We start from the raw sequence: 19,691 nt of genomic DNA, 5'->3' as shown, positions 1-19,691 counted from the left end.
CAACAACTAAAAACCTTAAGGTGGTTATTGCGGCGGGGCTCACCTCTTCCCATCCCGAACAGAGAAGTTAAGCCCGCCTGCGCAGATGGTACTGCAGTATTGTGGGAGAGTATGTCGTCGCCTTTCTTTTGAAAACCCTGTTTCCAAGAAACGGGGTTTTTTATTCTAAATTTTGCTTATTTATAAGCAACAAAGGTACCTTAGCTCAGATGGTAGAGCAATGGACTGAAAATCCATGTGTCCCTGGTTCGATCCCTGGAGGTACCACATAATGCTCGGATGGTGAAATTGGTAGACACGCTGGACTTAAAATCCAGTGAACAGCAATGTTCGTGCGGGTTCAAGTCCCGCTCTGAGTACTAAAAACTTCAATTGGCTAGGCTAATTGAAGTTTTTTTTTGCCATAAAACTAATTTTAATAGTAAATTTTATACTTTTACTTTAATGTTTTACCTTATAATTAAACTATGCAAAACGTTTTTCTTAAAGAAGATTGTGATCAATTTATTACTAGAATCAATCAGCTTAAAATAGATTCACAACCACTTTGGGGCAAAATGTCTGTTGATCAGATGCTGGCCCATTGTAATGTAACGTATGAAATGGTCTATGATAATATTCATGCCAAGCCAAATGTTTTTATGAGGTTAATTTTAAAACTATTAGCTAAAAATGCAATAGTAAGCGAAAAACCTTATGCAAGGAATATTCATACAGCTCCACAATTTATTATTGCAGGAGGTCGTGATTTTGAACTGGAAAAAAGCAGATTGATTTCCTATATTTTAAAAACACAAGAATTAGGAGAAAGTGAATTTCAGGGAAAAGAATCTCTTTCTTTGGGTAAATTAAATTCTTCGGAATGGAATAATATGTTTGCTAAACATTTAGACCATCATTTATCTCAATTTGGCGTTTAATTTAAGTTTATTATATGAGAATTTATTTTATTCTATTTTTTCTGCTTTTAGGATTATCATCTAATGCACAGAAACAGGAAGTTCAAAAGGCTATTGAAATATTCTTTGAAGGATTTCATCAAAAAGATTCAGTGAAAATAAAAACCGTTTGTGCGGATAAAATGATTCTGCAATCTATTAGTGAAAGTTCTGTAAAAGGAAACAAATTATCGAATGAAAGTGCAGGTGAATTCTATAAATCTATTGGTACGATTCCCTCAACTATGAAATTTCTGGAGAAAATTTTGAGCTATAACGTTCAAATTGATGGTAGTATGGCTCATGTTTGGGCACCATATGAATTTTATTTAAATGATAAATTAAGTCATACCGGAGTAAATTCTTTCACATTATTTAAAGAAAAAGATTCCTGGAAAATCATTTACTTAATTGATACACGTAGAAAATAATCTAATTTTTTAGAACTACAGTGTTGTAATACAAACATATATCAGTTAGAAGACATTCTTCACATTTAGGTTTTGGTCTGCAGATTTCCCGGCCTAGAAAAGAAATCGCCATCCCAATTTCTGACCATATACTTTTTGGTAAAACTTCCATCAAGTCTTTTTCTGCTTTATTTCCGTCTTTCGCTTCTTTTATTATGCCAATTCTGGGTGCAACTCTTATAACATGTAAATCGGCGATAATACCTTCTGCAGGTTTATTGGTTTCTCTTAAAATTACATTCGCAGATTTTCTTCCAATACCTTTCAAAGCAGTCAATTCAGGCATTGTTAAAGGAATATCTTTGTCATTTTGAATTGTTTTGGCAATTTCTAAAAGCCAATTAGCTTTAGTTGCATTATTTCGAACTTTACTTATGTAAGGAATAAAAGTTTCGAAATCAGTTTTTGATAAACTTGTAAGAGTCGGATATTTTTCAAATAAAGCTGGAGCAATGTTGTTAATATTAGCATCAGAATCCTGAGCTGATAAAACTACCATAACCAAAAGCTGGTAAGTGTTTTGATAATCTAACGGGTGTTTTTTGCCTTTATATTTTTTTAAAATGGGTTTTAATTTAGTTTCCCAATTTAATGTCTTTCCAAATAAATCCATTTTTACTGTTCTTTAGTGTTTGATATTTAAATAGTTATATATAAAGTTAACTATTTTTAATGAATTCTAAAGTTTTTTTAATAACAGTTTGATTCCCAAGTATTTTTCTATGACCCAATCCATCGGTTAAAAATAAGAATCCATTTTGAAGGTTTTCATGAATATGAATTCCTGCTTTTACAGAAACTTCCGGATCATCGTTATCATGAATTACCAATACAGGAATTTTAATTTTTTGCGCAGCTCTGTACGCCGAAAAATCATCCATTTTTAATTGGTATTTATCTTCGAAAAATAGTTTTAAACGTTCGCTGAATTCCTTTTTCAGCTTTAATTTAAAAATAAACTCGTCTAAAATATCTTGTACAATATCTCCGCTTCCAATTATTACAGCTTTATTTACTTTTAAACCATCTTTAATTGCATTTAATACAGACATTCCGCCTAATGAATGTCCAATTGCAAATTCAAAAGGACCAAATTCTTTTTCAATTTCCAAAATAGATGCAATAAACTCAGACATTATAGTTGTTTTTCCTTCTGATTTCCCATGTGCAGGTGCATCAAAACTTATAGTTGAATAGCCATTTTGCAAAAGTTCATCGGCTATTTTAAATAATTGGGTTCCTCTGCCTGACCAGCCATGAACTAGTAAAACTTTACGTTCACTCTGACCATATTGATAAGTGACAACATTTTTATTAATGGCTGGCACGCGAATAATTTTTTGAATGCTTTTATTGTCCATTTCAAGTTCACGTTTGGGAACCTTATGTTTTATAGGCGTTGTAAACAGTCTTGCAGCAAATTTAGTTGCCAACTTAGTGGATACAAATGCGCAAATTTTGGCAGATAGTATAATTATCTGTGGAATTTTTAATGATTTAGTAGGATTAATTGCCTTTTTTGCCATTTCAATAAATCTGATTTAGAAGCAGTACTTTGCCTATTTTTTTGCTAAATTTAAAAAAAGATAAAAATAGCATATTAATGATTGTTTCTTGAAAAATAATCACAAATTAATTTCTGAAATGGAGATATTTCATATTAGCGCAGAATGTTATCCAATGGCAAAAGTCGGTGGTTTGGCTGATGTCGTTGGTGCTTTACCAAAGTACCAGGAGAACGCAGGGCATGATGTAAGGGTTGTTGTTCCGGCTTATGATACAAAATTTAGAAATGAAAATAATTTTGACTGTGTACATTGGGGAACAGTTAAATTGGGAAATTTTAATTTCCCTTTCAGCGTTTTAAAAGAAAGCACAGATAAATTAGGCTACGAATTGTATCTCATTGAAATTAATGAATTATTTAATCGTCCGAATGTATATGGTTATGAAGATGATATTGAACGTTTTTTATCTTTTCAAATTGCAGTTTTAGATTGGATTATCGCCCGAAATAAAATTCCTAATATAATTAACTGTCACGATCATCATACCGGACTAATTCCGTTTTTGCTGCAATTTGCTTATAAATATGGAACATTAAAGGATGTTAAAACTGTTATAACAATTCATAATGGTTTATATCAGGGCTGGTTTGGTTTTGATAAATTATATTATCTGCCGGAATTCGATTTAAAACATGTTGGGTTTTTAGAGTGGAGTAATTCGATTAATTCATTGGCAGTTGGTGTAAAATGTGCCAATACAGTAACAACAGTTTCTCCGAGCTATTTAAATGAAATCAATTATAATGCAAATGGTTTAGAATCCTTGTTTCAATCCGTTAGAAACAAATCTAAAGGAATTTTGAACGGAATTGATATTGAAGTCTGGAATCCAATAAAAGATCAAATGATTGCAGAAAATTATTCAATAGAAAACTTTGAAATTGGAAAACAGAAAAATAAAGAAAAACTGTGTGACCAATTTGATTTAGATCCTTCAAAGCCTTTGTTTAGTTTTATAGGACGTTTGTTTGAAGAAAAAGGCGGTGATTTACTGCCTCAGGCTTCTGCTTTAGCTTTATCAGAACATTTTGAAGAGATCAATATTTTAATTTTAGGTTCAGGAAACGCTGAAATTGAATCGCAATTAACCCAATTGCGTAATGATTATAAAGGAAATTATAATGTTTTTATTGGTTATAACGAAGAATTAGCGCATTTGATTTACGCAGGTTCAGATTATATTTTAATGCCTTCAAGAGTAGAACCCTGCGGTTTAAACCAAATGTATGCTATGCGTTATGGAACAATTCCAATTGTTAGGAGAACCGGAGGCTTACGTGATACTGTTATTGATTTTGGCGATGAAGGAAACGGAATCTGCCACGATCAGGCTTCGGTTGGAGATATTTGTTATTCAATAAATCGTGCGGTTAAATTGTACGATGATAAAATAAATTTTAAGACAGTTTTAAGAAGAGGAATGGCGGCAGACCATTCCTGGGAAAGTGTTTGCCAAGAATATATCGAAATATACAACTTAATAATTCAGCAAAATGAAATTTAAAAAGAAAAATGTAGTTGCCATTATTTTAGGAGGAGGGCAAGGATCACGTTTGTTTCCATTGACAGAAACAAGATCAAAACCAGCAGTTCCGATTGGAGGAAAATATCGATTGGTTGATATTCCAATTTCGAATTGTATCAATTCTGATATTTTTAAAATATTTGTTTTGACACAGTTTAACTCTGCATCTTTAAATGCACATATCAAAAACACTTTTAATTTTAGTATTTTCAGCCAGTCGTTTGTTGATATTCTGGCGGCAGAACAAACTCCCGATAATCCAACCTGGTTTCAGGGAACGGCAGATGCTGTTAGACAATGTATGTCGCATTTTTTGAAACACGATTTTGACCATGCTTTAATTCTTTCGGGCGATCAATTGTATCAAATGGATTTTAACGAAATGCTGGAAGCTCATATTGCCGCTGACGCTGAAATTTCGATTGCAACTCTGCCAGTAAATGCTAAAGATGCTCCAGAGTTTGGAATTCTTAAAACTGATAATGAAAATAATATTCATGCTTTTATCGAAAAACCAAACGCTTCATTGCTGCCTGAATGGGAATCTGAAGTGAGCGAATATATGCAGGAAAAAGGTAAAAAATACCTTGCCTCAATGGGAATTTATATTTTTAATAAACCATTGTTGGAGGAATTAATGGCGAATAAGGAAACAAAAGATTTTGGTAAAGAAATCATTCCGCAAGCTGTTGGAAAACATAAAATATTAAGTTATCAATACGAAGGGTATTGGACAGATATTGGAAACATCGAATCATTTTTTGAAGCTAATATTGGTTTAACAGCTGATATTCCTGAGTTTAATTTATTTGATAACGAAAACAAAATCTTTACAAGACCAAGATTATTACCGCCGTCAAAATTCAGAAATTCAATTATCAATCAATCTTTAATTTCTGAAGGCTGTATCATAAATGCTAAAGAGATTAAAAGTTCGGTAATTGGCATTCGTTCAAGAGTTGGCGAAGGTACTATTTTAGAAAACTGTTATGTCATGGGGAACGATTTTTATCAGGACCTTGATGAGATGAATCATGACAGCAGCATTAATAAAATTCATATTGGTATTGGTGAAAACTGTTTTATAAAAAATGCATTGGTAGATAAAAATGTACGAATTGGAAACAATGTTCACATAAGCGGCGGAAAGCATCTGGACAATTTTACCAATGAATTGTACAGTATTAAAGACGGAATTGTTGTAATTAAAAAAGGAGTTACATTATCGGATAATTTTAGAATAGAATAGAATAAAATATCAATTCAATATCAATTCAATATCAATTCAATATCAATTCAATATCAATTCAATATCAATTCAATATCAATTCAATATCAATTTTTGCCTTAAAAAACAAATATGACTAAAGTAATTACACATTCTCTATTTACTGATTTTGATATTGATTTATTCAAAGCCGGAAAACACTTCAAATTATATGAAAAATTAGGAGCGCATTTAGTTGAAGTTAATGGAGTTAAAGGTGTTTATTTTGCCGTTTGGGCACCTACAGCACATTCTGTTTCGGTTGTGGGCGATTTTAATTACTGGACACAGGGAGAACACCTTTTAAATGTTCGCTGGGATTCTTCGGGAATTTGGGAAGGTTTTATTCCGGATATTTCAAAAGGTGCACTTTATAAATATAAAATCCAATCGAATATTGACGGAATCGTAACTGAAAAAGCAGATCCTTTTGCTTTGTATTGTGAAAAACCTCCGCATACAGCCTCTGTAGTATGGGATTTAGATTATAACTGGAAAGATGAAAACTGGATGCAGAATCGTCAGGAGAAAAATGCTTTAGACAAACCTTATTCTGTTTATGAAGTTCATTTGGGTTCCTGGAAACGAGCAGAACATAATCGGTTTTTAAGTTATTTAGAACTCGCGGATGATTTGGTTAAATACGTAAAAGAAACCGGTTTTACACACGTAGAATTTATGCCTATTATGGAATATCCTTATGATCCTTCATGGGGTTATCAGTTGACGGGATATTTTGCGCCGACTTCGCGTTTTGGGAAACCACAGGATTTTATGGTTTTGGTCGATAGGCTGCATCAGGAAGGAATTGGTGTGATTTTAGACTGGGTTCCGTCGCATTTTCCAGACGATGCACATGGTTTAGGCTATTTTGACGGGTCGCATTTATATGAACATCCGGATCGCAGAAAAGGTTATCATCCTGATTGGAAAAGCTTGGTTTTTAATTATGGTAGAAATGAAGTTCGTGCTTTTTTAATTAGTAACGCTGTTTTTTGGCTTCAAAATTATCATATAGACGGATTAAGAGTTGATGCTGTAGCTTCAATGTTGTATCTTGATTATTCCAGAAAAGAAGGCGAGTGGGAAGCCAATATTTTTGGCGGTAGAGAAAATTTAGATAGTATAAGTTTCCTTAAAGAATTTAATGAAGTTATCTATGCTAATTTTAATGGAGTTCAAACTATTGCAGAAGAAAGTACTTCGTTTCCGATGGTTTCAAGACCAACATTTACAGGAGGATTAGGTTTCGGAATGAAATGGATGATGGGCTGGATGCATGATACTTTAAAGTATTTTCAAAAAGAAACCGTTTATAGAAAATACCATCAAAATGATTTGACTTTTTCGATGACATATGCTTTTACCGAAAACTTTATGCTTCCGTTTTCTCATGACGAAGTGGTTTACGGCAAAAAATCTCTTATTTATAAAATGCCGGGCGATGAATGGCAGCGATTTGCCAATTTGAGACTATTATATGGTTATATGTTTACACATCCCGGAACTAAATTATTGTTTCAGGGAGCTGAATTTGGTCAAACCAGCGAATGGAATTTCGAACAAAGTTTAGATTGGCATTTATTACAATATGATTTTCATTCGGGAATAAAGAGATTAATTACAGATTTAAATCAATTGTATAAATCACGTCCAGCATTGTATGAAAAGCAATTTACGGGTGAAGGTTTTGAATGGATTAATTATTCAGATCATCAAAATGCGGTTTTATCTTATATTCGAAAAGGAAATAATCAAGATGAAAATGTAATTGTAGTCTGCAATTTCACGCAAGTGGTACGAGAAAATTACAGAATTGGAATTCCGAAAAAAGGTCAGTTAGAAGAGATTTTTAATAGCGACGCCGTAATTTATGGCGGCGGCGGTGTTGGAAACGGAAAATCATTAAAAATTGAATCAAAACCTTATGACGGAAGGGATTTTTCTGTCGAATTAATTTTACCGCCTTTAAGTGTAACCGTTTATTCTTTCGTTTAAATAAAATCTGACAAATATTTTTTACGGTATTATTTTGTCATTTTATCCTTTTTAAATTATCGATTTGTCGATTTTTTGATCTCTAATTAAAGACTCAGTCAGAAAAAACGTTTTCGTGAATAAACCTTTTATTCATAGCCCTTTACTAACTTTTTTCGTATGTTTGAAATAGAGATTATTGTTATAATTAATTCATTGGCGATATGATTACAAACACATCATTAGAATACAAAGGCGATTTATATCCATCAAAGATTGTTTCGTACGAGCATGAAGGAGATTCTATTTTTTTTAATACAGATAATAAAGTAATCTTAAAAGTCACTATTCTTAGAGACAGTTTAATTCGATTTCGCTTTACTACAAAAGGGTATTTCAGCAATGATTTTTCGTATGCAATAGATAAAACCCAGCTTCACGGCTATAATTTTCTTGAACTTACAGAGGAAGAAACCTATTTTCAGATCAGAACCAGTAAAGTAAAATGTAAAATTCAAAAGGCAGATCTTCGTCTTTCAATTTACGATTTAAATGATTTCCTGATTCTTGAAGATGAGCTTGGTTTTCATTGGGAAGAGAGTTATGAATATGGCGGAAATATTGTAAAAATGAGCAAATCTTCTAAAGACGGTGAATGTTTTTACGGTCTTGGAGATAAGGCGACTCAAATGAATTTAAAAGGCAAAAGAGTAGAAAATTTTGCTACAGATCAATATGCTTATCAAAAAGAACAAGATCCTCTTTATAAAGTAGTTCCGTTTTATATTGGTTTACATAACAAACAATCTTACGGTATCTTCTTTGATAATACCTTTAGAACTTTCTTTGATTTTTGTCAGGAAAGAAGAAATGTAACCAGTTATTGGGCAGAAGGTGGAGAAATGAATTATTATTTCATTTATGGCCCTCAAATGCAGGATGTTGTAACGACTTATACAGATTTGACCGGAAAACCGGAACTGCCGCCGCTTTGGGTTTTAGGATATCACCAATGTAAATGGAGTTATTATCCTGAAAGTAAAGTAAAAGAAATCACTTCAAAATTTCGAGAACTTAAAATTCCGTGCGATGCCATTTATCTCGACATTGATTATATGGAAGGCTTTCGATGTTTTACCTGGAATAAAAACTATTTTCCAGACCCAAAAAGAATGGTCGCCGAATTAGCCGAAGACGGTTTTAAAACTGTTGTAATTATCGATCCGGGAATAAAAATTGATAAAGATTATTGGGTTTATAAAGAAGCTCTAGAAAAAGATTATTTCTGCAAAAGAGCCGACGGACCTTATATGAAAGGAAAAGTATGGCCGGGAGAATGTAATTTTCCTGATTATACAAATCCCGCAGTTAGAGAATGGTGGGCTGGTTTATTTAAAGAATTAGTTTCAGAGATTGGTGTAAAAGGAGTTTGGAACGATATGAATGAACCAGCCGTAATGGAAGTTCCAAATAAAACTTTCCCTATGGATGTTCGTCACTTTTACGATGGAAATCCGTGCAGTCATAGAAAAGCACATAATATTTACGGAACGCAAATGGCAAGGGCAACGTATCATGGCGTAAAACGATTCGCTTATCCAAAACGTCCTTTTGTCATTACAAGATCAGCATATTCTGGTGCGCAGCGTTACACGTCATCATGGACAGGAGATAACGTAGCAACTTGGGAACATTTATGGATTGCAAATATTCAGGTACAGAGAATGTCAATTTCGGGAATGGGATTTACGGGTTCTGATATTGGAGGATTTGCAGAACAGCCTACGGGAGAATTATACGCACGATGGATTCAGTTAGGTGTTTTTCATCCGTTTTGCAGAACGCATTCATCAGGAGATCACGGAAATCAGGAACCTTGGGCTTTTGATGAAGAAGTAATTAATATTACGAGAAAATTTGTCAGTCTGCGTTACCAATTATTACCGTATTTATATACCATGTTTTGGCAGTATATTGAAGAAGGAGTTCCAATGTTGAAACCTCTGGTTTATTACGATCAGGATGATACGCAAACGCATTATCGCAATGACGAATTTATCTTTGGTAATCAAATTTTAGTATGTCCAATTCTTGAACCTAATGCTGTAGGTAGACGTATGTATATTCCAAGAGGAGAGTGGTATAACTACTGGACAAATGACTTATTTGTGGGGGGAAGAGAAGTCTGGATTGATACTAAATTTGATGAAATTCCGGTTTTTGTAAAAGCGGGTGCTATTATTCCAAAATATCCGGTTCAGCAATATGTTGGTGAATTGGAATTTGATGAATTAACACTGGATGTTTACTTTAAAAACGGAAAAGAAAAATCTGTAGTTTATGAAGATGCACAAGACGGTTACGATTATAAAAAAGGCCGTTACAGCTTTTTATCTTTTAGAACAATTGGGAAAGAAAAAGAACTCATAATTCAGCTTCATAAAGAAGGAAAATATGATACGCCTTACAGCAAGTATAAAATTAATTTAATTGGACTGCCTTTTAAAGTAACTGAAATTGAAATCGACAACGAAAAAATCGAATTTGATAAAATCAGCTTTGAATCAAACAATTTCTTAATCGTTGATAAAGAGTTTAATGAGCTTCATATTATAGGTGAATAAGTAAAATTTTGATAGTGTTTTAAATAATTATGTAAGATTTTGAGTGATTTTAATTGTATTTTTGTGTATGTTTAAATTTTTAAGATCATGAAAAAACATTTAATTTCGGGTATTTTTGCTGCTGTTTTAGTCTGCAGTTGTGCAACCAATCCTATAACTGGAAAGCAAAATTTAAATTTTGTTTCGAACAGTGAATTATTCCCATCTTCTTTTCAGCAATACAGCCAGTTTTTAACTGAGAATAAAGTAATAACCGGTACAGCAGATGCAAAACGTGTTGAAACTGTTGGATTTAAAATTAAAGCTGCTGCCGAAAAATATTTAACTTATTTGGGTCAGTCACAATATTTAAAAGATTACCGCTGGGAATACAAACTGGTTGATAATAAAGAGGTTAACGCTTGGTGTTTGCCGGGAGGAAAAATCGTAGTTTACTCAGGAATATTACCAATAACACAAAACGAATCTGGTTTAGCAACAGTAATGGGACACGAAGTTTCACACGCTTTAGCTAATCATGGAGCACAAAGAATGTCGGCAGCGCAATTACAGCAAATCGGAGGAGCGGCTCTGGGAGCAGCAACAAGCGGAAAATCGGAAGCGACACAGCAAATTTTTGCGCAGGCTTACGGAATTGGATCTGAAGTAGGAGTAATGCTGCCATTTAGCAGAAGTAACGAAAGCGAAGCAGATAAAATAGGTTTAACCTTAATGGCTATTGCAGGTTATAATCCAGATGATGCAGTTGCATTTTGGACCAGAATGTCGGCTAAATCAGGAGGTTCGGGAACACCAGAATTTATGAGTACGCACCCGTCTGATGCTACGAGAATTGCCAATATAAAAGCATTAATTCCAGAAGCCAAGGCTATTGCACTTAAAGTTGGTACAATTAAATAAGAGACAATTTCAAAAAATATAAAGACAGGCTGCTCAAAAGTTGGAGCAGCCTTTTTTATTTTATATACTTCTTAGTTCCATAGGAACATTTCATCGGTAGAAAAATATATTTTTATCATTGTTTACGTTCCGTAGGAACGTTTGATTTTGAAATCGTTTTTTTAATAATCAAATGTTCCAATGGAACATATATACAGCGGATCATTATTTTTTCTACCAATGAAACATTCCTAACGGAATGAACAAATAATTATAGTAAATCAGTTTCCTTTGACTTTTAAGACAACTTTTTTTATGATTTAAATTCTTTATAATTTAATAATGCATGAATTCGATAATTTATATTTGATTATCATAAAAATTGGATAAATTCGTAGCGCAATAACAAAACCATTTCTATGAAAAACCTACAAAAAGGAGACAAGAAATTATTAAATGCCTGGGCATTTTATGATTGGGCAAATTCAGTTTATACACTTACAATTGCATCTGCAGTATTTCCAATTTTTTACGAAGCTTTATTTGCAGAGAGAGATCATTATATTGATGTTTTCGGACTTCATTTAAAAAATTCGGCATTAATTAGCTTTATAACTGCTGCAGCCTTTTTAGTTGTTTCCTTTATTTCACCATTATTATCAGGAATTGCTGATTATGTGGGAAATAAAAAATCCTTCATGAAATTTTTCTGCTATTTAGGAGCGCTTTCGTGTATGGGATTGTATTGGTTTGATCTCGCAAATATTTATGTTGGATTGGCTTTTTATTTTCTTGGATTATTAGGGTATTGGGGAAGTTTGGTTTTCTATAATTCATATCTTCCGGATATTGCTTTTGAAGAACAGCAGGACAGAATTAGCGCAAAAGGATATTCTTTAGGATATATAGGAAGCGTTATTTTGCTGATTATCAATTTAGCAATGATAATGAAACCAGACTGGTTTAATATTTCTGGTCCAGAACCGGCAATGAAAGCAATGCGCTATTCTTTTATAATGGTAGGAGTTTGGTGGATTTTATTTAGCCAATACACGTATTATTATTTGCCAAAAGGAAGTAAAGAAACAACTCAAAAATTAACTAAAGATGTTTTCTTTAATGGATTTAAAGAACTTAAAAAAGTTTGGGCTTCTTTGCAGAATATTATTGCTTTAAAACGTTATTTAGGCGGTTTTTTTGTTTCTAGTATGGCAGTACAGACTGTGATGTTGGTTGCAACTTACTTTGGAGCTCAGGAAATTCAATGGTCATCGCCTGAAGAAAGCCAAAAAGGCTTAATTATTTGTATTTTGCTAATTCAATTAGTTGCTGTTGTTGGTGCTGTTTTAACTTCTAGAGCTTCTGAAAAATTTGGAAATATTCCAACATTGATTTTTATTAACGCAATTTGGGCAGTATTTTGTGCTTTGGCTTATTTTATAACATTACCATTGCATTTTTATGTTATGGCTACTGTTGCCGGATTTGTAATGGGCGGAATTCAGGCTTTGTCACGCTCGACCTATTCAAAATTATTACCTGAAACAGAAGATACAGCATCATTCTTTAGCTTTTATGATGTAGCAGAAAAAATAGGAATTGTAATAGGAATGTGTGTTTACGGAATTATCGATCAAATAACAGGGAGTCCGCGTGCCGCAATTGTTATTTTGGCAATTTTCTTCGTAACCTCAATTTTTCTATTGAGAAGAATACCCAAAAAGGCACTTTAAAATTATATTTAAAGCCGGACATTGATTTTAAAATCATGTGTCCGGCTTTTTTATTTTATAAACTTTAAGTCTAATTTTTGACAACAAACTTTTGCGAGACCCAAGAGTAGAAATAAAAGCTCAATAATAAACAAAAAGTCTGCAGTTTTGTATAATCTGATAGATGAAAAAAGTAGATTATTATTGAGCTTTTATATAATAATTAGGCTTTGGTAATGTTTCCAGACCCTGAAACTTTTACATCGCGTTTTTCAGGATTTCCTGCATATTTAATGTTCCCAGAGCCCGAAACTCTTGCGGTTAATTTTTCATTGCAGGTAACTTTACTGTTTCCTGAACCCGAAACATTTACATCGACATTTTTAGATTTTAAACTTCCGGCATCAATATCCCCGGAACCTGAAAGTTTTGTTATAAAATTATCAGCAGTTCCTTTTAAATGTACATTTCCTGAACCGCTCAAATTAAGCTCGAATTCATTAGAATCAATTGCTAAATTAAAGTTTCCTGAACCAGATAATTTAGCTGAAAGTTTGTCGTTTTTAATTACATCTTTAGATTGAATATTTCCTGAACCTGACAAACTTACTTCAGAGATTTTTTCAAACGGAACTGTGATTTCTATATCTTTTCCGCTGCTTGGTCGGATGTTTTTAAATGATTCAACGTAGATTTTTAATGTATTGTCTTTCACTTCAACTTTAATTGATGACAGTAAGTTTTCTTCTCCTTTAATCGTAATTTTTCCTTCTTTACCGGCAACAAGATTTACATCAAAAAAGCCCGAAATCTTAATACCGTCATAATCTCCTGTAGTTCTGGTTTCAGTAACAACTTTACCGTTTCCTTTAATTTTATTTTGAGCCTTTGTATTAAAACTTAAAAGAAATACTGTACAAACTAATAATAGAATTGATTTTTTCATAGTCTTGGTTTTTTAGATTGTTAATTTTTTAATACTGATACGCTGCCGTAATTTGTATTAATATTGATTTTATTCTGTCCTTTTTTCTTGTAAAAGCCGCTTATTCTTTTCGTATTACTTTTATTTTCTGAAACCGAAATGTCTAAAGCATTGTCATGCTTAATATTACTGTATCGGCCAGATATATCAAAATCAAAGGCATAGTTTGGATCAAATCCAATTGATATATCTGTATATCCTGAATTTATACTGACATTTCCAGCTTTTTCATTAATGTTTTTTACACTGATTTTACTGTAATTGGTATCGAAATTAAAATTGCTGGAAATTTCACCAATCAAAATGGTTAAATAATTTCCGGAGCCTGATAATGAATTGATCTTTTGAAATTTAAAAGTTCCGTAATTACAGTCATATTTAATATTCTGGCCATCATTTAATGTCACATCGGTATAATTGGCATCAAGGTTAAGATTTCCCGAATCATTAATTTTTAAACCGGAATATCTGGCATCGATAACTCCGTTTTTAATATACTCAATACTTGAATTTTGGCAGTACGCAATTTCAATTCGGTTACTCGGTCCGTTTAATCTCCCAAGTGTTGTTTTTCCGTATTTACAGCTGATATCAGTTGTTCCCTCAATATTTAGTGTCGAAATATTTCCATATTTATTAACCAGTTTTACAGAACCATTTTTAGGAATTTTGATGATATAATTAATTTCAAAACTGTTATTGCTTCCTTTGCTTTTAAGTACCGAGTTTCCTATATTGGTTACCGCAGTTACTAAGCTTTTCAGTGCTGTAATTTCGACATCAATACTATTTAATCTTTCGTTTACCCAGTTTTCGTTTGCGCCATTAACTTTAATAGTAATGTCAAGATCAATTTTATCATCATCCCAGGTAGATACTGAGATGTTCCCGTATTTATTATCAATATCAATTCCCGCATTAGAATTCACGATATAGGTCTTTTTAATACTTTTTTGTTTGGTAATAAAAGTATCATCATTTGAAAATCCTAAAAAAGGAATCAAAAGAAACAGGATTAGTAAATTATAATGTTTTTTCATTAGATGTGTTTTTTAAATTTTCGTTTTCTTCAATTCGCTTCAAAACCGTCTGCAAAAAAGAAATTCTCGTTTGCAGGTTGCTTATCATGGCGTAAATAATTTGTTTATTTTCTCCATTTTTCTGAGCTTCGTTAATGATTTTTTCATAATCAGCATCAAACACTTTCATTTGTTTTAATGCATCATTTATAATCTGCTCATTTTCCGGTGAATTCTTTTCTTTTAATTTAACCAGCTCATTCTCGATCAAAATAGTAAAGATAGAATCAGTACGTTTGGTTTCCTGCGACGCAAATTTTAGTTCCTTTGGTTTTTCATTATTATTGTAAAATACTGATATCCCCAAAAGCACAGCAATTGATGCAGCAATGGCCCAGCCTGCAAAACTCTTTTTTCTTGTTTTTTTATTATTCAATTTGTCTAAGAAATCAATTTGATGATCCGGATTCATTTCATGTATATCCCATTGATTTTCAAACTTTTTAAATAATTGATCTAAATCGTCATTTTCCTTTTTCATATCTCCTCTAATTTTTTTCGTAAACTTTCTTTGGCGCGGCTTAAAGTGGTTCTGCAGTTGGCGTAGCTGATATTCAATATTTCGCAGATTTCTTCCTGATCGTAGCCTTCTATATAAAAGAGCGTTAAAACCATTCTGTAATTGTCTTTCAGGCCCGAAATGGTATCTAAAACCTGTTTCACTTTAAGCGAATTCAGATCAATACTTTCAAACAATATAGAATCGTTTTCTTCTATTTTAAAAAGCGTTTTGTTCAGGTCTTCCATCTGGAAAGCATTGTTTTTCTTATAAAAATCAATACTATAATTAATAATGATTTTTTTAAGCCACGCACCAAACGCAACTTCCTGTTTATAATCGTTAATTTTTGTAAAAGCTTTCAAAAAACCTTCCTGCATGACGTCCTGTGCAAAATGCTCATCTTTTACAATTCTGTAAGCCACATTGTACATAGCCTTACAATAACGATTGTAAACTTCGAATTGGGCTTTTTGATTATTGTTTTTACAAAGCGCGATTAATTCTTCGATATTTTGATTAGTTATACTCAAGTAATGGCTGCTAGTTTTTTATAATGACTTTGCTTTTTTTAGTTTGTTACAGTTCGAAATATTTTTTCTTGAAATTTTTTAATTAAAATAAAATTTTTTAAGCATTTTAAATTTTATTTAGAACTAAAGTATTGAATATAAATTGATTACTGAAGTTTTTGTGGTTAAGAATTATTTTGTTAAAAAAAGTAAAATTTAAGGTGTATTTTTTTCTTATTTTTGATTTATCAAAAACAAATAAATACCATGAAAAAACTAAAAAGCATTGCTTTAGTGACACTATTTGTCTCCACATCTTTATTTTTTACATCTTGTGAAAGTGATTCTAATGAAAACGAATCAAACACTTCTACTGGCGATTATTGGCCAACAGTAATTAGTAATCAATGGATTTTAGACCAAAACGGAACAGAAACTTCTATGAAAATTATTGCTTCCGAAAAAGTTAACGGAGATACTTATTTTAAATTTGATCAATTTGCCGGAGCAGGCGGTGGAGCAGAAGGAACTGCAGCTGCATGGATTAAAAAAGTGAATGGCGATTACTATATCAAAATGGATGATGTTGTTTATGATTACGAAGGCATTACCGGTAAAATGACAGGATATGAATTTATTTTTTTTAAAGATTATTTAGACGTAAATAAAACTTGGACAGGAAACTACAGTCAGGAAACGTCATTTAATATTCCAAACTTTCCAAAAGTAAAAACAAATGTCAGCTATACCGGAACAATTTTAGAAAAAGGTGCATCAGCCACAATTAATAATGTTGTTTATAAAGATGTAATTAAATTTAAATTCCACATAGATGCTAAAGTAGAAAACGGAGAGGGTACAAGCTCAACAGATGTAGAATACTGGGTTGCAAAAGATGTTGGTGTCATTAAAATGGCAACTGGCAGTACTGTATCACAATTAGTTTCTTATACATTGAAATAATAAATTTACTAATAAATTAAAAAGCCGAAAATTTTTCGGCTTTTTTTATGCTTCAAAATTTCTTAAAAAAAATTAAAACCAAAATTTCAAGTCAGACTATTTTGCATTTGGCATAATGATTGTCTATTTTTATCGCCTATCTTGTAAATGAAACACTTATTAGAAAGAATAACTTTTAAGGCTGTATTTACAAATAGTATTAAACTTTTAATGACAAAACGACTTATATATTATTATGTCAAATCATAAAATACTCACTATTGACAATCTGTCACTTCAAGAATTTGATTCAGAAGCAGAATTAATTCCATTATTAACTCCAGAGGACGAAGAGGAAATGAACAATGAAGAACTTCCTGTTTCTCTGCCAATTTTACCTTTACGAAATACAGTTTTATTCCCGGGAGTTGTTATTCCAATTTCTGCAGGACGAGATAAATCAATTAAATTAATTAACGATGCCAATGCCGGCGGAAAAATTATTGGTGTTGTTTCTCAAATTAATGAAGAAGATGAAGATCCGTCAAAAGATGATATTCATAAAATAGGAACTGTTGCACGTATTTTGCGTGTTTTAAAGATGCCTGACGGAAATGTAACCGTTATTTTACAAGGAAAAAAACGTTTTGAAATTGACGAAGTAGTTTCAGAAGATCCTTATATGACAGCTGCAATCAAAGAAGTTTCTGAAGAGCGTCCTGATGAAAATGACAGTGAATTTACCGCTATTTTAGATTCTGTAAAAGAACTGGCAATCCAGATTATTAAAGAAAGCCCAAACATTCCGTCTGAAGCTACATTTGCAATTAAGAACATTGAAAGCCAGTCGTTTTTAATCAACTTTGTTTCTTCAAACATGAATTTATCAGTAAAAGAAAAACAAGGTCTTTTATCGATAAATGGTTTAAAAGAGCGCGCTTTAGAGACTTTACGCTATATGAATGTTGAACTTCAAAAACTAGAGTTGAAGAATGACATTCAGTCAAAAGTTCGTTTTGATTTAGATCAGCAGCAGCGTGAATATTTCCTTCACCAGCAAATGAAAACCATTCAGGAAGAATTGGGAGGTGTTTCGCAAGAGGAAGAAATGGACGAAATGGGAATAAAAGCGAAAACCAAAAAATGGGACGAAAAAACGCAGAAACATTTCGAAAAAGAATTATCTAAAATGCGCAGAATGAATCCACAGTCGCCAGATTTTGGAATTCAGCGCAATTATTTAGAGTTGTTTTTAGAATTGCCGTGGGGTGAATATTCTAAAGATAAATTCGATTTAAAATTTGCCCAAAAAGTTTTAGATAAAGATCATTTTGGTCTCGAAGAAGTGAAGAAAAGAATGATTGAGCATTTGGCAGTTTTAAAATTGCGAAATGACATGAAATCACCAATTATATGTTTAACAGGGCCTCCGGGAGTTGGTAAAACTTCTATTGGCCGTTCTGTTGCCGAAGCTTTGGGCCGTGAATATGTACGTATTTCGTTAGGTGGATTGCGTGATGAAGCTGAGATTCGCGGGCATAGGAAAACCTATATTGGGGCAATGCCGGGCCGTATCATTCAAAGTTTGAAAAAAGCAGGAACTTCAAATCCGGTTTTTATTTTAGATGAGATTGATAAATTATCAAACGGAAACAGCGGGGATCCATCATCTGCATTATTAGAAGTTTTAGATCCGGAACAAAACAATGCTTTTTATGATAATTTCCTTGAAATGGGATATGATTTATCTAAAGTAATGTTTATTGCGACTTCAAACAATATGGCAGCGATTCAGCCTGCTTTGCGTGACAGAATGGAAGTAATCAAAATGTCAGGTTATACTATTGAAGAAAAAGTAGAAATTGCAAAAAGACACCTTTTTCCAAAACAATTAGAAGCACACGGATTAACTGCCAAAGATTTGACTATTGGAAAAAAACAATTAGAAAAAATTGTTGAAGGCTATACAAGAGAATCAGGAGTTCGTAATCTTGAAACTAAAATTGCTCAGGTAATTCGTAATGCTGCAAAAGCTGTTGCGATGGAAGAGGAGTACAACAAAAAAGTTACTGACGAAGATATCGTAAAAGTTTTAGGTGTTCCAAGATTAGAGCGTGATAAATACGAAAACAATGATGTTGCCGGAGTTGTTACAGGTTTAGCCTGGACAAGTGTTGGTGGGGATATTTTATTTATAGAATCATTAATTTCTGAAGGAAAAGGTTCTTTGACCATTACCGGAAACCTTGGAAATGTAATGAAAGAATCGGCTACAATTGCTTTAGAATACATTAAAGCAAATGCTAAAAAGTTAGGTTTAGGAATTGAATTATTTCAAAAATATAATATTCACCTGCACGTTCCCGAAGGAGCAACGCCAAAAGATGGCCCAAGTGCAGGTATTGCAATGCTTACTTCTTTAGTTTCATTATTGACACAAAAGAAGGTTAAGAAAAGCCTTGCGATGACCGGAGAAATCACTTTACGTGGAAAAGTTCTGCCTGTTGGCGGAATTAAAGAAAAAATCCTTGCTGCAAAAAGAGCAGGAATTAAAGAAATTATTCTTTGCCACGAAAACAAAAGCGATATCGACGAAATTAAAGCTGAATATTTAGAAGGGCTTACTTTTCATTATGTAAAAGAAATGAGTGAAGTTCTGGCTTTGGCTTTGACAGATCAAAATGTAAAGAATGCAAAAGCATTGAAATAAACAT

At 32.6% G+C, this 19,691-nt stretch carries 16 protein-coding genes, 2 tRNA genes and 1 rRNA gene; 13 read left to right on the top strand and 6 right to left on the bottom strand.

All coding sequences use genetic code 11. The annotated features are described in order from the left end of the window. The first annotated feature begins 16 nt into the window (after window positions 1-16). The 5 genes from rrf to AABD74_RS16880 all read left to right on the top strand — a co-directional run bounded on the left by rrf (window position 17) and on the right by AABD74_RS16880 (window position 1,369). Window positions 17-126: ribosomal RNA gene (rrf, locus tag AABD74_RS16900) — 5S ribosomal RNA — on the top strand. Between the two features lie 68 nt (window positions 127-194). Further along, window positions 195-267, top strand: a tRNA-Phe gene (locus tag AABD74_RS16895). A gap of 6 nt (window positions 268-273) precedes the next feature. Continuing rightward, window positions 274-359 (top strand) — tRNA-Leu (locus AABD74_RS16890). Between the two features lie 108 nt (window positions 360-467). Beyond that, window positions 468-920 carry a DUF1569 domain-containing protein gene (locus AABD74_RS16885; protein WP_406843651.1) on the top strand — a complete coding sequence of 151 codons (453 nt, stop codon included), beginning with the start codon at window positions 468-470 and terminating at the stop codon, window positions 918-920. Between the two features lie 14 nt (window positions 921-934). Continuing rightward, window positions 935-1,369, top strand: coding sequence for a nuclear transport factor 2 family protein (locus AABD74_RS16880; protein WP_406843650.1), 435 nt, complete (start codon window positions 935-937; stop codon window positions 1,367-1,369). Window position 1,370: 1 nt separating this feature from the next. Here the strand turns inward: AABD74_RS16880 and nth are convergent, their stop codons facing one another. Further along, window positions 1,371-2,021 (bottom strand): endonuclease III, encoded by a 651-nt coding sequence (gene nth / locus AABD74_RS16875; RefSeq protein WP_232677833.1) that lies wholly within the window; start codon window positions 2,019-2,021, stop codon window positions 1,371-1,373. Between the two features lie 46 nt (window positions 2,022-2,067). Beyond that, window positions 2,068-2,934, bottom strand: coding sequence for an alpha/beta hydrolase (locus tag AABD74_RS16870; RefSeq protein ID WP_406843649.1), 867 nt, complete (start codon window positions 2,932-2,934; stop codon window positions 2,068-2,070). A gap of 118 nt (window positions 2,935-3,052) precedes the next feature. Here AABD74_RS16870 and AABD74_RS16865 point away from each other — a divergent pair, with 118 nt between their 5' ends. The 6 genes from AABD74_RS16865 (at window position 3,053) to AABD74_RS16840 (ending at window position 12,981) form a co-directional block, all read left to right on the top strand. Then, the gene (locus AABD74_RS16865) at window positions 3,053-4,480 is read left to right on the top strand and encodes a glycogen synthase (RefSeq protein WP_406843648.1); all 1,428 of its coding nucleotides are present in this window, start codon (window positions 3,053-3,055) and stop codon (window positions 4,478-4,480) included. Then, window positions 4,470-5,750 (top strand): glucose-1-phosphate adenylyltransferase, encoded by a 1,281-nt coding sequence (locus AABD74_RS16860; protein WP_406843647.1) that lies wholly within the window; start codon window positions 4,470-4,472, stop codon window positions 5,748-5,750. The genes AABD74_RS16865 and AABD74_RS16860 overlap by 11 nt, the downstream gene beginning before the upstream one ends. Window positions 5,751-5,861: 111 nt before the next feature. Continuing rightward, on the top strand, window positions 5,862-7,766 hold the full coding sequence (gene glgB, locus AABD74_RS16855; protein ID WP_406843646.1) for a 1,4-alpha-glucan branching protein GlgB: 1,905 nt from the start codon (window positions 5,862-5,864) through the stop codon (window positions 7,764-7,766). A 203-nt stretch (window positions 7,767-7,969) separates the two neighbouring features. After that, the gene (locus tag AABD74_RS16850) at window positions 7,970-10,369 is read left to right on the top strand and encodes a glycoside hydrolase family 31 protein (protein ID WP_406843645.1); all 2,400 of its coding nucleotides are present in this window, start codon (window positions 7,970-7,972) and stop codon (window positions 10,367-10,369) included. A gap of 87 nt (window positions 10,370-10,456) precedes the next feature. Further along, entirely contained in the window at window positions 10,457-11,269 is an 813-nt protein-coding gene (locus tag AABD74_RS16845) for a M48 family metallopeptidase (protein WP_232677845.1), read from the top strand. A 398-nt stretch (window positions 11,270-11,667) separates the two neighbouring features. Then, window positions 11,668-12,981 (top strand): MFS transporter, encoded by a 1,314-nt coding sequence (locus AABD74_RS16840; protein ID WP_232677846.1) that lies wholly within the window; start codon window positions 11,668-11,670, stop codon window positions 12,979-12,981. Window positions 12,982-13,183: 202 nt separating this feature from the next. Here AABD74_RS16840 and AABD74_RS16835 read toward each other — a convergent pair whose 3' ends face one another. The 4 genes from AABD74_RS16835 to AABD74_RS16820 are packed head-to-tail and all read right to left on the bottom strand — an operon-like array spanning window position 13,184 to window position 16,056. Further along, window positions 13,184-13,906: a head GIN domain-containing protein gene (locus tag AABD74_RS16835; RefSeq protein ID WP_406843644.1), complete on the bottom strand. Its 723-nt coding sequence runs from the start codon at window positions 13,904-13,906 to the stop codon at window positions 13,184-13,186. A 20-nt stretch (window positions 13,907-13,926) separates the two neighbouring features. Beyond that, a complete protein-coding gene (locus AABD74_RS16830; RefSeq protein WP_406843643.1) occupies window positions 13,927-14,985 on the bottom strand; it encodes a hypothetical protein in 1,059 nt (352 codons plus the stop codon). Next, window positions 14,969-15,505 carry an anti-sigma factor gene (locus AABD74_RS16825; protein WP_406843642.1) on the bottom strand — a complete coding sequence of 179 codons (537 nt, stop codon included), beginning with the start codon at window positions 15,503-15,505 and terminating at the stop codon, window positions 14,969-14,971. The genes AABD74_RS16830 and AABD74_RS16825 overlap by 17 nt, the downstream gene beginning before the upstream one ends. After that, the gene (locus AABD74_RS16820; protein WP_406843641.1) at window positions 15,502-16,056 is read right to left on the bottom strand and encodes an RNA polymerase sigma factor; all 555 of its coding nucleotides are present in this window, start codon (window positions 16,054-16,056) and stop codon (window positions 15,502-15,504) included. The genes AABD74_RS16825 and AABD74_RS16820 overlap by 4 nt, the downstream gene beginning before the upstream one ends. A gap of 246 nt (window positions 16,057-16,302) precedes the next feature. Between AABD74_RS16820 and AABD74_RS16815 the strand changes: the two genes are divergently transcribed. Together AABD74_RS16815 and lon are read left to right on the top strand one after the other, a co-directional pair. Then, window positions 16,303-16,998 carry a hypothetical protein gene (locus tag AABD74_RS16815; protein ID WP_406843640.1) on the top strand — a complete coding sequence of 232 codons (696 nt, stop codon included), beginning with the start codon at window positions 16,303-16,305 and terminating at the stop codon, window positions 16,996-16,998. 235 nt (window positions 16,999-17,233) lie between these two features. Next, window positions 17,234-19,687 carry an endopeptidase La gene (lon, locus tag AABD74_RS16810; protein ID WP_406843639.1) on the top strand — a complete coding sequence of 818 codons (2,454 nt, stop codon included), beginning with the start codon at window positions 17,234-17,236 and terminating at the stop codon, window positions 19,685-19,687. Window positions 19,688-19,691: the final 4 nt, after the last annotated feature.

This window comes from Flavobacterium soyae, assembly GCF_045348165.1.
GTDB classification, from domain to species: Bacteria; Bacteroidota; Bacteroidia; order Flavobacteriales; family Flavobacteriaceae; genus Flavobacterium; species Flavobacterium soyae.
The sequence above is the reverse complement of the archived record's forward strand: the minus strand, read 5'-3'. Positions and strand labels throughout refer to the sequence as shown.

Excerpts from the sequence above, each read along its gene's own strand:
- AABD74_RS16885 (WP_406843651.1), top strand. The coding sequence starts at position 468 with ATGCAAAACGTTTTTCTTAAAGAAGATTGTGATCAATTTATTACTAGA.
- AABD74_RS16880 (WP_406843650.1), top strand. The coding sequence starts at position 935 with ATGAGAATTTATTTTATTCTATTTTTTCTGCTTTTAGGATTATCATCT.
- nth (WP_232677833.1), bottom strand. The coding sequence starts at position 2,021 with ATGGATTTATTTGGAAAGACATTAAATTGGGAAACTAAATTAAAACCC.
- AABD74_RS16870 (WP_406843649.1), bottom strand. The coding sequence starts at position 2,934 with ATGGCAAAAAAGGCAATTAATCCTACTAAATCATTAAAAATTCCACAG.
- AABD74_RS16865 (WP_406843648.1), top strand. The coding sequence starts at position 3,053 with ATGGAGATATTTCATATTAGCGCAGAATGTTATCCAATGGCAAAAGTC.
- AABD74_RS16860 (WP_406843647.1), top strand. The coding sequence starts at position 4,470 with ATGAAATTTAAAAAGAAAAATGTAGTTGCCATTATTTTAGGAGGAGGG.
- glgB (WP_406843646.1), top strand. The coding sequence starts at position 5,862 with ATGACTAAAGTAATTACACATTCTCTATTTACTGATTTTGATATTGAT.
- AABD74_RS16850 (WP_406843645.1), top strand. The coding sequence starts at position 7,970 with ATGATTACAAACACATCATTAGAATACAAAGGCGATTTATATCCATCA.
- AABD74_RS16845 (WP_232677845.1), top strand. The coding sequence starts at position 10,457 with ATGAAAAAACATTTAATTTCGGGTATTTTTGCTGCTGTTTTAGTCTGC.
- AABD74_RS16840 (WP_232677846.1), top strand. The coding sequence starts at position 11,668 with ATGAAAAACCTACAAAAAGGAGACAAGAAATTATTAAATGCCTGGGCA.
- AABD74_RS16835 (WP_406843644.1), bottom strand. The coding sequence starts at position 13,906 with ATGAAAAAATCAATTCTATTATTAGTTTGTACAGTATTTCTTTTAAGT.
- AABD74_RS16830 (WP_406843643.1), bottom strand. The coding sequence starts at position 14,985 with ATGAAAAAACATTATAATTTACTAATCCTGTTTCTTTTGATTCCTTTT.
- AABD74_RS16825 (WP_406843642.1), bottom strand. The coding sequence starts at position 15,505 with ATGAAAAAGGAAAATGACGATTTAGATCAATTATTTAAAAAGTTTGAA.
- AABD74_RS16815 (WP_406843640.1), top strand. The coding sequence starts at position 16,303 with ATGAAAAAACTAAAAAGCATTGCTTTAGTGACACTATTTGTCTCCACA.
- lon (WP_406843639.1), top strand. The coding sequence starts at position 17,234 with ATGTCAAATCATAAAATACTCACTATTGACAATCTGTCACTTCAAGAA.